The organism is Streptomyces sp. MZ04 (genome assembly GCF_004684775.1).
In the GTDB taxonomy this organism is placed as follows: Bacteria; Actinomycetota; Actinomycetes; order Streptomycetales; family Streptomycetaceae; genus Streptomyces.
Genome location: NZ_SRIC01000036.1, coordinates 1 through 12,767 on the forward strand (window position 1 = coordinate 1; position 12,767 = coordinate 12,767).

Annotated in this window: 11 protein-coding genes; 5 read left to right on the plus strand and 6 right to left on the minus strand. The window is 69.9% G+C overall.

The features are described from left to right. Positions 1–24: 24 nt before the first annotated feature. The gene (gene relA, locus E2651_RS10990; RefSeq protein WP_135330920.1) at positions 25–2,352 is read left to right on the plus strand and encodes a GTP pyrophosphokinase; all 2,328 of its coding nucleotides are present in this window, start codon (positions 25–27) and stop codon (positions 2,350–2,352) included. Positions 2,353–2,422: 70 nt separating this feature from the next. On the opposite strand, the gene E2651_RS10995 is transcribed toward relA, so the two are convergent. Beyond that, positions 2,423–3,655 carry a DUF349 domain-containing protein gene (locus E2651_RS10995; protein ID WP_135330884.1) on the minus strand — a complete coding sequence of 411 codons (1,233 nt, stop codon included), beginning with the start codon at positions 3,653–3,655 and terminating at the stop codon, positions 2,423–2,425. A gap of 134 nt (positions 3,656–3,789) precedes the next feature. Continuing rightward, complete coding sequence (locus tag E2651_RS11000) at positions 3,790–4,611, minus strand: peptidylprolyl isomerase (RefSeq protein ID WP_135330885.1); 822 nt, start codon at positions 4,609–4,611, stop codon at positions 3,790–3,792. Positions 4,612–4,756: 145 nt separating this feature from the next. On the opposite strand from E2651_RS11000, the gene E2651_RS11005 reads away from it, so the two are divergent. Both E2651_RS11005 and hisS read left to right on the plus strand, forming a co-directional pair. Beyond that, positions 4,757–5,464 carry an MBL fold metallo-hydrolase gene (locus E2651_RS11005; RefSeq protein ID WP_135330886.1) on the plus strand — a complete coding sequence of 236 codons (708 nt, stop codon included), beginning with the start codon at positions 4,757–4,759 and terminating at the stop codon, positions 5,462–5,464. A 13-nt stretch (positions 5,465–5,477) separates the two neighbouring features. Further along, on the plus strand, positions 5,478–6,740 hold the full coding sequence (gene hisS, locus E2651_RS11010; RefSeq protein ID WP_135330887.1) for a histidine--tRNA ligase: 1,263 nt from the start codon (positions 5,478–5,480) through the stop codon (positions 6,738–6,740). Between the two features lie 141 nt (positions 6,741–6,881). Here the strand turns inward: hisS and E2651_RS11015 are convergent, their stop codons facing one another. From E2651_RS11015 to E2651_RS11030, 4 genes are all read right to left on the minus strand, one after another. Next, positions 6,882–7,505 (minus strand): response regulator transcription factor, encoded by a 624-nt coding sequence (locus E2651_RS11015; protein WP_135330888.1) that lies wholly within the window; start codon positions 7,503–7,505, stop codon positions 6,882–6,884. Between the two features lie 2 nt (positions 7,506–7,507). Then, positions 7,508–8,707, minus strand: a complete 1,200-nt coding sequence (locus E2651_RS11020) for a sensor histidine kinase (RefSeq protein WP_135330921.1) — start codon at positions 8,705–8,707, stop codon at positions 7,508–7,510. Continuing rightward, positions 8,704–9,501, minus strand: coding sequence for an ABC transporter permease (locus tag E2651_RS11025; RefSeq protein ID WP_245238735.1), 798 nt, complete (start codon positions 9,499–9,501; stop codon positions 8,704–8,706). The genes E2651_RS11020 and E2651_RS11025 overlap by 4 nt, the downstream gene beginning before the upstream one ends. Positions 9,502–9,563: 62 nt before the next feature. Beyond that, on the minus strand, positions 9,564–10,463 hold the full coding sequence (locus E2651_RS11030; protein ID WP_135330890.1) for an ABC transporter ATP-binding protein: 900 nt from the start codon (positions 10,461–10,463) through the stop codon (positions 9,564–9,566). A 138-nt stretch (positions 10,464–10,601) separates the two neighbouring features. Between E2651_RS11030 and E2651_RS11035 the strand changes: the two genes are divergently transcribed. Then, a complete protein-coding gene (locus tag E2651_RS11035) occupies positions 10,602–11,243 on the plus strand; it encodes a vitamin K epoxide reductase family protein (RefSeq protein ID WP_135330891.1) in 642 nt (213 codons plus the stop codon). 46 nt (positions 11,244–11,289) lie between these two features. Continuing rightward, positions 11,290–12,651: a replication-associated recombination protein A gene (locus tag E2651_RS11040; RefSeq protein ID WP_135330892.1), complete on the plus strand. Its 1,362-nt coding sequence runs from the start codon at positions 11,290–11,292 to the stop codon at positions 12,649–12,651. The last annotated feature ends 116 nt before the right edge of the window (positions 12,652–12,767 follow it).

Here is a 12,767-nt window from a genome sequence, read left to right on the forward strand (position 1 = left end):
CGCCCCGGCAGTACGCCCCCGGCGATCCGCCCCACCGCGGCCAAGAACGAGCGCTCCGGCTCCTCCAACCGCGTCCGCGCCCGCCTGGCCCGGCTCGGCGTCCAGCGCTCGAACCCGTACAACCCGGTCCTGGAGCCGCTGCTGCGGATAGTGCGCAGCAACGACCCCAAGATCGAGACGGCCACGCTGCGCCAGATCGAGAAGGCCTACCAGGTCGCCGAGCGCTGGCACCGCGGCCAGAAGCGCAAGAGCGGCGACCCGTACATCACGCATCCGCTCGCCGTGACGACCATCCTCGCCGAGCTGGGGATGGATCCGGCCACCCTCATGGCGGGGCTGCTCCACGACACGGTCGAGGACACCGAGTACGGCCTCGACACCCTCAAGCGGGACTTCGGCGACCAGGTCGCGCTGCTCGTCGACGGCGTGACCAAGCTGGACAAGGTCAAGTTCGGCGAGGCCGCGCAGGCCGAGACCGTGCGCAAGATGGTCGTCGCCATGGCCAAGGACCCCCGCGTCCTGGTCATCAAGCTCGCCGACCGCCTGCACAACATGCGCACGATGCGGTATCTCAAGCGCGAGAAGCAGGAGAAGAAGGCCCGCGAGACGCTGGAGATCTACGCTCCGCTGGCGCACCGCCTGGGCATGAACACCATCAAGTGGGAGCTGGAGGACCTCGCCTTCGCGATCCTCTACCCCAAGATGTACGACGAGATCGTGCGCCTGGTGGCCGAGCGCGCCCCGAAGCGGGACGAGTACCTGGCCATAGTGACCGACGAGGTCCAGGCCGACCTGCGCGCCGCCCGCATCAAGGCCACCGTCACCGGGCGCCCGAAGCACTACTACAGCGTCTACCAGAAGATGATCGTGCGAGGCCGCGACTTTGCCGAGATCTATGACCTGGTGGGTATTCGGGTACTTGTCGACACGGTCCGCGACTGTTACGCGGCGCTCGGCACCGTGCACGCGCGATGGAATCCGGTCCCCGGCCGGTTCAAGGACTACATCGCGATGCCCAAGTTCAACATGTACCAGTCGCTGCACACGACGGTCATCGGTCCCAGCGGCAAGCCCGTCGAGCTCCAGATCCGTACGTTCGACATGCACCGCCGCGCCGAGTACGGCATCGCCGCGCACTGGAAGTACAAGCAGGAGCCGTCCGCCGGCGCCTCCAAGGTGCGTACCGACGTACCGAAGAAGACCGGTGGCAAGGACGACCATCTCAACGACATGGCGTGGCTGCGCCAGCTCCTCGACTGGCAGAAGGAGACCGAGGACCCCAGCGAGTTCCTCGAGTCGCTGCGCTTCGACCTGTCGCGCAACGAGGTCTTCGTGTTCACCCCGAAGGGCGACGTCATAGCGCTCCCCGCGGGCGCGACCCCCGTCGACTTCTCGTACGCGGTGCACACCGAGGTCGGCCACCGCACCATAGGAGCGCGGGTCAACGGACGGCTCGTGCCGCTCGAATCGACCCTGGACAACGGCGACTTGGTGGAGGTCTTCACCTCCAAGGCGGCCGGCGCGGGCCCGTCCCGCGACTGGCTGGGCTTCGTCAAGTCGCCGCGGGCGCGCAACAAGATCCGCGCGTGGTTCTCCAAGGAGCGCCGCGAGGAGGCCATCGAGCAGGGCAAGGACGCCATCGCGCGGGCCATGCGCAAGCAGAACCTGCCGATCCAGCGGATCCTCACCGGGGACTCACTGGTCACCCTCGCCCACGAGATGCGCTATCCCGACATCTCCTCGCTGTACGCGGCGATCGGCGAGGGACACGTCACCGCGCAGTCCGTCGTACAGAAGCTCGTCCAGGCGCTCGGCGGCGAGGAGGCCGCCAACGAGGACATCGCCGAGAGCGCGCCGCCCGCCCGCGGCCGCAGCAAGCGCCGGGCCAACGCCGACCCGGGTGTGGTGGTCAAGGGCGTCGAGGACGTCTGGGTCAAGCTGGCCCGCTGCTGTACGCCCGTCCCCGGCGACCCCATCATCGGCTTCGTCACGCGCGGCAGCGGCGTATCGGTTCACCGCAGCGACTGCGTCAACGTCGAGTCGCTCTCGCGCGAGCCCGAGCGGATCCTCGAGGTCGAGTGGGCGCCCACCCAGTCGTCGGTCTTCCTCGTCGCCATCCAGGTGGAGGCGCTCGACCGCTCCCGGCTGCTCTCGGACGTCACGCGCATCCTCTCGGACCAGCACGTGAACATCCTGTCCGCGGCCGTCCAGACCTCCCGCGACCGCGTTGCCACGTCCCGCTTCACCTTCGAGATGGGCGACCCCAAGCACCTGGGGCACGTCCTCAAGGCGGTCAGGGGAGTCGAGGGCGTGTACGACGTGTACAGGGTGACGTCGGCGCGCAGGCCGTAAACGGTTCACTACGTAGAGGGGCTCCCGTACATCGCGTACGGGAGCCCCTCTACGTAGACAGCGAAATAACTCAGCCGCCGAACTCGTGCAGGCCCTTCACTGCCTGGTCGAGCAGCGCCTGGCGGCCGTCCAGCTCCTTCTGGAGCTTGTCGGCCTTGGCGTTGTTGCCCGCCGTACGAGCCTTCTCGATCTGCTCGGTCAGCTTGTCGACAGCCGCCTGCAGCTGGCCGGTCAGACCCTCGGCCCGAGCCCGCGCCTCCGGGTTCGTGCGCCGCCACTCGGCCTCTTCGGAGTCCTGCAGGGCCCGCTCCACCGCGTGCATCCGGCCCTCGACCTTCGGCCGGGCGTCACGCGGGACGTGGCCGATGGCCTCCCACCGCTCGTTGATCGAACGGAAGGCCGCACGCGCCGACTTGAGGTCCTTCACCGGGACGAGCTTCTCGGCCTCCTCGGCCAGCTCCTCCTTCAGCTTCAGGTTCTCCGTCTGCTCGGCGTCCCGCTCCGCGAAGACCGAGCTGCGCGCCGCGAAGAACACGTCCTGGGCGCCGCGGAAGCGGTTCCACAGGTCGTCCTCGTGCTCGCGCTGGGCGCGGCCCGCGGCCTTCCACTCGGTCATCAGGTCGCGGTACCGCGCGGCCGTCGGACCCCAGTCGGTCGACCCGGAGAGCGCCTCGGCCTCGCCGACCAGACGCTCCTTGGTCTTGCGGGCCTCCTCGCGCTGGGCGTCCAGCGAGGCGAAGTGGGCCTTGCGGCGCTTGGAGAACGCCGAGCGGGCATGCGAGAAGCGGTGCCACAGCTCGTCGTCCGACTTGCGGTCGAGGCGCGGCAGACCCTTCCAGGTGTCCACCAGGGCGCGCAGACGCTCGCCCGCCGCCCGCCACTGCTCGCTCTGCGCGAGCTCCTCGGCCTCGACGACGAGCGCCTCCTTGGCGTGCCGCGCCTCGTCCGACTGCTTGGCCTTCTGGACCTTGCGCTCCTCGCGGCGCGCCTCGACGGTCTCGACGAGCTTGTCCAGGCGCGTGCTCAAGGCGTCCAGATCGCCGACCGCGTGCGCCTCGTCCACCTGCTGGCGCAGATGGTCGATGGCGGTCATGGCGTCCTTGGCCGACAGGTCGGTCGTCTTCACCCGGCGCTCGAGAAGTCCGATCTCGACGACCAGACCGTCGTACTTGCGCTCGAAGTAGGCGAGGGCCTCGTCAGGAGACCCCGCTTTCCACGAACCGACCTCGCGCTCGCTGCCGTCGGCCTTGCGCACATACACGGTCCCCGTCTCGTCGACGCGGCCCCACGGGTCGCTGCTCACAGCGCCTCCTCCACATGATGCCTGCGCAGGGCCTCGGGGCCCCCGGCATCGTCCACAGTTTCGTCACCGCCAACATAGGCGACCGGCGGGGCGGCTGTCCGCATCCCGCGCGTCCGAAGTTTGCCTGGCGGGGGTCAGGATTTCGACACGGTCGCCTTGTCGATGACGACCGTCGCGTTCGGGGCGCCCTCGCCCTGCCCGGTGCTCTCGCCGGCGTCGGCGATCTTCTTGAGCACCTTCATCCCGGAATCGGAAATGGTCCCGAACGGTGTGTAGTCGGGCGGCAGCTGACTGTCCTGGTAGACCAGGAAGAACTGGCTGCCTCCGGTGTCCCGACCCTTCTTCTCCTGGGCGTTGTACTGGTTGGCCATCGCGACCGTGCCCGCCGGATACACGTTCCCCTTCAGGCTCTTGTCCTTGAGGTTCTCGTCCGGGATCGAGTAGCCGGGGCCGCCCTCGCCGGTGCCCTTCGGGTCGCCGCACTGCAGGACGTAGATGCCGCCCGAGACGAGCCGGTGGCACTTCGTGTGGTCCAGATAGCCCTTGTTCACCAGGAAGTTGAAGGAGTTGACCGTGTGCGGGGCCTTCGCCGCCGACAGGTCGAGGTCGATGTCGCCGCACGTGGTGTCCAGCTTCATCGTGTAGTCGGCCGACTTGTCGATCGTGAGCGCCGGCTCCTTCTTGAAGCTCAGTGGCTTCACCTTGCCGCCCGCGGGCTTCTCGCAGGGGTCCGGCTGCTTGGTGGGGTTCGCGCTGGCCTCGTCCTTCGGCTTGCCGTCGTCGTCGAAGGCTCCCGCCGCGTACGACACCGCGCCGCCGGCCACGACCACCGCGAGCGCCGATGCGATCACCGCGTTGCGCATCCGCGCCCTGCGTCGCGCGGCCTCCCGGCGCTGCTGCTGCCGCAAGAACTTCTCCCGGGCGAGCTGACGCCGCCGCTGATCGTTGCTGACCACCGGGTTCTCTCTCCTCTGCGTGGGTGACCGCTTCCGTGTGCCCCGTACCGTATATGGGTTAGCTGTGGAATCGGCAGCGCCGGTAGGCTCTGATCTGCCGCGACCTGCGCGGTCACCTCCGCCGGACGACGAACGAAGGACGATCGTGCTCATTGCCGGGTTCCCCGCCGGGGCCTGGGGCACCAACTGCTACTTGGTCGCCCCCGCCGCAGGCGAGGAGTGCGTGATCATCGACCCGGGCCACCAGGCCGCCCAGGGAGTCGAGGACGCACTCAAGAAACATCGGCTCAAGCCCGTCGCGGTCATCCTCACCCATGGCCACATCGACCATGTCGCATCGGTCGTCCCGGTCTGCGGGGCCAACGACGTACCCGCGTGGATCCACCCCGAGGACCGGTACATGCTGAGCGACCCGGAGAAGGCCATAGGGCGTTCCTTCGGCGCGCAGCTCATGGGCGAGCTGACCGTGGGGGAGCCCTCCGACGTCAAGGAGCTGACCGACGGCGCGCAGCTGAAGCTGGCCGGCCTCGACTTCTCCGTCGCGCACGCGCCGGGCCATACGAAGGGGTCGGTGACCTTCCAGCTCCCCGAGTCCGCCGAGGTCCCCTCGGTGTTCTTCTCGGGCGACCTGCTCTTCGCCGGCTCCATCGGACGCACCGACCTGCCCGGCGGTTCGCACGCCGAGATCCTCGAGTCGCTGGCCCGTGTGTGCCTGCCGCTCGACGACTCGACCGTGGTCCTGCCCGGTCACAACGAGCACACGACCATTGGCCGTGAGCGCGCCACCAACCCGTATCTGCGCCAGGTGGCCGCCGGCCTGGGAGCCGACGAGGCTCCCCGACGAGGAATGTGACGAGAGAACTCCCGTGAGCACCTTCAAGGCCCCCAAGGGCACCTACGACCTGCTTCCGCCGGACTCCGCGAAGTACCTCGCGGTCCGCGAGGCGATCGCGGCACCGCTGCGGAACTCCGGTTACGGATACGTGGAGACCCCCGGCTTCGAGAACGTCGAGCTGTTCTCGCGCGGCGTCGGCGAGTCCACCGACATCGTCTCCAAGGAGATGTACGCCTTCGAGACCAAGGGCGGCGACCAGCTCGCGCTGCGCCCCGAGGGCACCGCGTCCGTGCTGCGCGCGGCCCTGGAGGCCAACCTGCACAAGGCGGGCAACCTCCCCGTCAAGCTCTGGTACTCCGGCTCGTACTACCGCTACGAGCGCCCGCAGAAGGGCCGCTACCGCCACTTCTCGCAGGTCGGCGCCGAGGCGATCGGCGCGGAGGACCCGGCGCTGGACGCCGAGTTGATCATCCTCGCCGACCAGGCGTACCGCGCGCTCGGTCTGCAGCAGTTCCGCATCCTGCTGAACTCGCTCGGCGACAAGGAGTGCCGCCCCGTCTACCGCGCCGCGCTGCAGGACTTCCTGCGCGCGCTCGACCTGGACGAGGAGACACGTCGACGTATCGACATCAACCCGCTCCGTGTCCTGGACGACAAGCGTGACGACGTCCAGAAGCAACTGGCCGGCGCCCCGATGCTGCGCGACTACCTGTGCGACGCGTGCAAGGCGTACCACGAGCAGGTGCGCGATCTCCTGACGGCGGAGGGCGTCGCGTACGAGGACGACCCGAAGCTGGTCCGCGGCCTGGACTACTACACCCGTACGACCTTCGAGTTCGTCCACGACGGTCTCGGCTCGCAGTCCGCGGTGGGCGGCGGCGGCCGCTACGACGGCCTGTCCGAGATGATCGGCGGCCCCTCGCTGCCGTCCGTCGGCTGGGCGCTCGGCGTGGACCGCACGGTCCTCGCCCTGGAGGCGGAGGGCGTCGAGCTCGAACTGCCCTCGGCGACCAGTGTCTTCGCGGTGCCGCTGGGCGAGGAGGCTCGCCGGGTCCTGTTCTCCAAGGTGACGGAGCTGCGCAGGGCGGGTGTCGCGGCGGACTTCTCGTACGGCGGTAAGGGCCTGAAGGGCGCGATGAAGAACGCCAACCGGTCGGGGGCGCGGTACACCGTCGTCGCCGGTGAGCGTGACCTCGCCGAGGGCGTCGTCCAGCTGAAGGACATGGAGTCCGGGGAGCAGACGGCGGTCGCGGTGGACGAGCTCGTGGGCGAACTGAAGGCACGCCTGAGCTGAAACTGGGGATCCTCAAACGCCGGACGGGCTGAATTTTCAGCCCGTCCGGCGTTTGAGGACGAGGCCGTTCAGGCCGATACGGGGGTCTGGGGGTGGAGCCCCCCAGGGATGGGAAGGGTAGGGGCGGCGGGGGCGAGAACCTCACTCCAGCAACCCGAACCGCATCGCACTGGTCACCGCAGCCGTCCGGTCATCGACCCCCAACTTCCCGAAGACCCGCAGCAGATGAGTCTTCACCGTCGACTCGGCGACATACAGCCGCCGCCCGATCTCCGCGTTCGTGCACCCGTCGGCGACCAGCCGCAGCACCGCCGTCTCCCGCTCGGACAGCCGCGGTCGCTCCGGACGGGTCCGCAGCTGGTCGACCAGGCGGGCCGCCACCGAGGGGGCCAGGACCGTCTCCCCGCGGGCAGCGGCCCGCACCGCGTCGGCCAGTTCCCCCCGCGCCAGGTCCTTGAGCAGATAGCCCGCCGCACCCGCCTCCACGGCACGCAGGATGTCGCGGTCCGTCTCGTACGTCGTGAGCACGATGACCCGGCAGGGCAGCCCCGCCGCAGCCATCCGTTCGATCGAGTCCACCCCGCTGCCGCCCGGCATCCGCAGGTCCATCAGGACGATGTCCGGCCGCAGTTCGGCGGCCAGCGCCTCGGCCCGCGGCCCGCTCGACGCCTCCGCGACGACCTCCAGGTCCGGCTCGGCGCTCAGCATGGCGCGCAGCCCTTCGCGTACGACGGGATGGTCGTCCGCCAGCACGATGCGGATCACGGTCACGTCCTCTCGGGGATCGGCAGCAGAACGGTGACGGTGGTGCCGCGGCCGGGCCCGCTCGTCACCTCGGCGGTGCCCCCGAACTCGGCGGCCCGCGCCCGCAGCCCCGGCAGCCCGTACCCCTCGTGCGGCGCGCCGGGGTCGAAACCGCACCCCGTGTCCCGTACCGCGACGGTGAGCGAGCCCTCCGCATAGGCCAGCGCGACCCTTGCCGATGCGTCGGGCCCCGCGTGCTTGCGTACGTTGGCGAGGGCTTCCTGGCAGGAGCGCAGGGCGACCACCTCCAGGCCCGGCGGCAGCGCACGCACCTCCCCGGTGACGCCGAGGGCCGCGTCGTGCCGTGCGGCCACGCGCCGCAGCGCGTCCGGCAGCGAGCCCCCGTCCAGATCGGCGGGCGCCCGCCCTGCGACCAGGGCCCGCGCCTCGGCCAGGTTCTGCCGTGCCGTCGCCTCCATCAACTCCAGGTGGCGGCGGGCGGTCGGCAGGTCCCGCGAGAGTTCCGCCTCGACGGCCTGGACCAGCATCAGGACGCTGGTGAAGCCCTGCGCGAGGGTGTCGTGGATCTCGCGCGACATCCGCTCCCGCTCGGCGAGCGCGCCGCGCTCCGCGGAGAGCAGCGCGACCTCCTCGCGGCTGGCGTCCAACTGGGCGATGAGCTCGGCCCGTTCGCTGCTCTGCTCGATGATGCGAATCGTCCAGCTGCCGATGGCCACCGCGAAGACCAGCGTGACCACGGCGAAGACGGAGTTGTAGAAGACGTCCTGGGACGAGGGCCGCCACAGCAGCGCCCAGCCCGCCACCGGCGCGATGTTGATGACCACCACGGCCACCAGCGCCCTGCGCATCCGCAGCGCGATGAAGCACTGCGGGATCAGCGCGAAGGTCATCAGACGGGTCTCGCCGACCAGCACGCCCGGCGGCAGGAACAGCAGGACCGTCCCCGTGATGTACACGAGGGCCCGCCGCTCGTCGGCGCCCTCGCTCATGAGGACGCCACGGCCGTGGACCACGTACCAGGGGACGAGGAGCACCAGGGCCGCGGCCGCGGCGAGGCGGACGGTCCACCCCGGCTCCGCCGTACCGAGAACGAAGACCAGGGTGCCTAGCCACACCACGCCGAAATACGAGTCCCAGAGCCGGAAGGAGCGGTCCCAGGTGTTCGCCTCGCGCGGTCCGGCCGAGGGGGCCGCCTCGCTCATCCGTCGCGCCGGTTCTTCCACCGGAAGGTCAGCAGACACAGCGCCAATCCTCCGACGCACCAGGCGCCGAGCACCAGGGCGATGCGTCCGTACTCCCAACTCCCGGTGATCTCCAGGACGTTCGCCGACTCGGGCAGGAACACCCCGCGGAAGCCCTGGCACATCCACTTCAGCGGGAAGAGCGCGCTGACGTGTCGCATCCAGTCGGGGATCGTGTCGACGGCGATGTAGACGCCGGAGATGAACTGCAGCACCAGGAAGGGCAGCACGACCACCGAGGTCGCGCTGCGCCCCGACTTCGGGACGCTGCTGATCGCGATGCCGAGCAGCGCGCACCCGGTGAGGCCGAGGACGAAGATCCAGCCGAAGGTGAGCCACTTGCCCGCGCTCGTCGGCAGATCGACGTCGAAGAGGGTGACGCCGACGAGCAGCAGGGCCAGGGTCTCCAGGAGGCCGGTGACCAGGACGAGCCAGATCTTCCCGAGGAAGTAGGCGGCCGGCGGCATCGGCGTCCCGCGCAGCCGGCGAAGCACCTTCTCGTCGCGTTCGATGGCGATGGAGATGCCGAGCGACTGGAAGCTCGTGGACATGATGCCCGCGGCGATCATGGCCGCTACGTAGAGCTGTGATGCCGTGATGTCCGCGCCCTTCACGTCGTCGCTGAAGATCGTCGCGAAGAGGAAGAGGAAGACGATGGGGAAGGCGAAGGTGAAGACCACCTGCTCGCGCAGCCGGAAGAACTGCCTCAGTTCCAGCGCGCCCTGATGCAGGCCGAGGCTCCAGGTTCCGGGCATCCGCTCCGGGGCGGATGCCCGACGACGTACTTCAGTAGAAGTGCTCGATGATGCCGTCGATGTCATCGCGCGGCCTCCTGTCCGGTGAGCCGGCCCGTCTGTCCGGTGAGCTGGCCCGTGAGGCGCAGATACACGTCCTCGAGGGTGGGGCGCCCGATCCGCAGCCCCGGGATCTCGCCGTCGAACCGGGCCATGAGCGCGGCGACGGTACGGGTCGGGGTCGTGGTGCGCTCGCTGTGCGCGGTCCCGTCCCGGTCGGTCCACTCCACGGTGGCCTCGGCGCCATGGTGGTGGCGCAGTTGGGCGGGCTCGCCCTCGGCCACCACCCGGCCGCCGGCGATCACCGCGAGCCGGTGCGCGAGCGCCTCCGCCTCCTCCAGGTAGTGCGTGGTGAGCACGATGGTCGTGCCCTCGTCGGCGAGCCTGCGGATCAGGCTCCAGAACTGGCGCCGCGCGGCCGGGTCGAAGCCCGTCGTCGGCTCGTCCAGGAGCAGCAGTTCGGGATCGCCGATGACGCCGAGCGCCACGTCGAGGCGGCGGCGCTGGCCGCCGGAGAGCGCCTTGACGCGGGCGGCCGCCTTCTCCTGGAGGCCCACGAGAGCGATGACGTCCTCGGGGTCGCGGGGCTTGGGGTAGTAGCGGGCGAACTGGCGTACCGTCTCGCGCACCGTCAGCTCGGCGGGCGCCGACTCGTCCTGCCACACGATCCCGACCCGCGAGCGCCAGGCACGCCCGGCGGAGCCTGGATCGGCGCCGAGCACGGCGACTTCGCCGCCGTCCCGCGCGCGGTTGCCCTGCAGGATCTCCACCGTGGTGCTCTTGCCCGCACCGTTGGGGCCGAGGATGCCGAAGACCTCCCCGTGCCGGATGGCCAGGTCGATGCCGTCGAGCGCCGTCACCTCGCCGTACCGCTTGCGCAGTCCCCGTACGTCCACCGCGAGTTCGTGCCCGTTTTCCGTCATGCCGTCGAGCGTCCCGGCCTGTCGAACGCTCAGGGACCTCCGTGCGTACCTCCTTATGTCCATCGAACGGTGGACACCCGGTCGAGTGCGGCACAATGTGCGTGCCCGCAGGCCACCCACAAGCGACGGAACGGCGTGATGAGCAAAACGATGTCAGCGAACGACGATGCCCTGGACGGCCAGGAGCCGACGGACGCTCCCGGTGCCGCCGGCGGGAGCCGTGCGCTCGCCCTGCTCCTGCTGATCACGGGTGCGGCCGGTCTGCTCGCGTCCTGGGTGATCACCATCGACAAGTTCGAGCTCCTGAAGGACCCGAACTTCACGCCGGGCTGCAGCATCAACCCGATCGTCGCCTGCGGCAGCATCATGAAGAGCGAGCAGGCCGAGGCCTTCGGGTTCCCCAACCCGATGCTGGGCCTGGTCACCTACGCCATCATCATCGGCGTCGGCATGAGCCTGCTCGCCGGGGCCCGCTTCCCGCGCTGGTACTGGCTCACCATGAACGCGGGCATGGTCTTCGGCGTCGGATTCTGCACCTGGCTGATGATCCAGTCGCTGTACGAGATCAACGCGCTCTGCCTGTGGTGCTGCATGGCCTGGGTCGCCACGCTCCTGATGTTCTGGTACGTCACGTCCTTCAACGTCCGCAAGGGCTTCCTGCCCGCCCCGGGCTGGGTCAAGAGCTTCTTCGAGGACTTCACCTGGGCCCTGCCGGTGATGCACATCGGCGTCATCGCGATGCTGATCCTCACGCGCTGGGGCGCCGACCTCTGGGCCTGACCCGGGCCCGGAGGGATTGTCAGTGGGGTGACATAGGGTTCTGGACGTGGAGCCCGACCTGTTCACCGCCGCAGCCGAAGACCGCCAGGAGAAGGACCCGTCCAGCAGTCCCCTGGCCGTCCGGATGCGCCCGCGCACCCTCGACGAAGTCGTCGGCCAGCGGCACCTGCTGAAGCCGGGCTCGCCCCTGCGCCGCCTGGTCGGCGAGGGCGAGGGAGGCCCGGCGGGACCGTCCTCGGTGTTCCTGTGGGGCCCGCCCGGCATCGGCAAGACGACGTTGGCGTACGTCGTCTCGAAGGCCACGAACAAGCGCTTCGTCGAACTCTCCGCGATCACCGCGGGCGTCAAGGAAGTCCGCGCGGTCATCGACGGCGCCCGCAGGGCGATGGGCGGCCACGGCAAGGAGACCGTCCTCTTCCTCGACGAGATCCACCGCTTCAGCAAGGCGCAGCAGGACTCCCTGCTCCCGGCGGTCGAGAACCGCTGGGTCACGCTGATCGCGGCGACCACCGAGAACCCGTACTTCTCGATCATCTCCCCGCTGCTCTCGCGCTCCCTGCTTCTCACCCTGGAATCGCTCACCGACGACGACCTGCGCGGCCTGCTGCGCCGGGCGCTCACCGACGAGCGGGGCCTGGGCGACGCGGTCACGCTGCCCGACGAGGCCGAGGCGCATCTGCTGCGCATCTCGGGCGGCGACGCCCGGCGCGCGCTCACCGCCCTCGAGGCGGGCGCGGGCTCGGCCCTCGCCAAGGGCGAGAAGGAGATCACCCTCCAGACCCTGGAGGAGTCCGTCGACCGGGCCGCCGTGAAGTACGACCGCGACGGCGACCAGCACTACGACGTCGCGAGTGCCCTGATCAAGTCCATCCGCGGCTCCGACGTGGACGCGGCGCTGCACTATCTGGCCCGCATGATCGAGGCGGGCGAGGACCCCCGCTTCATCGCGAGGCGCCTGATGATCTCCGCCAGCGAGGACATCGGCCTGGCCGACCCCACGGCCCTGCCCACGGCTGTCGCCGCCGCCCAGGCCGTGGCCATGATCGGCTTCCCGGAGGCCGCGCTCACCCTCAGCCACGCGACGATCGCCCTCGCGCTCGCCCCGAAGTCGAACGCGGCGACGATCGCGATCCAGCAGGCCCAGGCGGACGTCCGCGCGGGCCTCGCCGGACCCGTCCCGCCCCACCTGCGCGACGGCCACTACAAGGGCGCGGCCAAGCTCGGCCACGCCCAGGGCTATGTGTACCCGCACGACGTACCGGGCGGCATCGCCGCTCAGCAGTACGCGCCGGACGCCATCGAGGGCAAGCGCTACTACCAGCCCACGAGGTACGGCGGAGAGGCCCGGTACGCCGACGTGGTCGAGCGGGTCCGCGCCCGCCTCAAGGGCGACCAGCCCGAGGCTTAGCCAGGTGCGGCCCGAGGCTTGGCCAGGTCCCGGGCCCTGCGGCTGAGGCACTCGCGCCCACCCGGTACACTTGCCCGCAGTGCTGCGTCCCGTGTCCGGTCTCGTACCGGCACCAC

Bases quoted from the DNA above. Each gene is read 5' to 3' on its own strand.
- E2651_RS11020 (WP_135330921.1), bottom strand. From the start codon at position 8,707: ATGAGCGAGGCGGCCCCCTCGGCCGGACCGCGCGAGGCGAACACCTGG.
- E2651_RS11025 (WP_245238735.1), bottom strand. From the start codon at position 9,501: ATGCCCGGAACCTGGAGCCTCGGCCTGCATCAGGGCGCGCTGGAACTG.
- E2651_RS11030 (WP_135330890.1), bottom strand. From the start codon at position 10,463: ATGACGGAAAACGGGCACGAACTCGCGGTGGACGTACGGGGACTGCGC.
- E2651_RS11035 (WP_135330891.1), top strand. From the start codon at position 10,602: ATGAGCAAAACGATGTCAGCGAACGACGATGCCCTGGACGGCCAGGAG.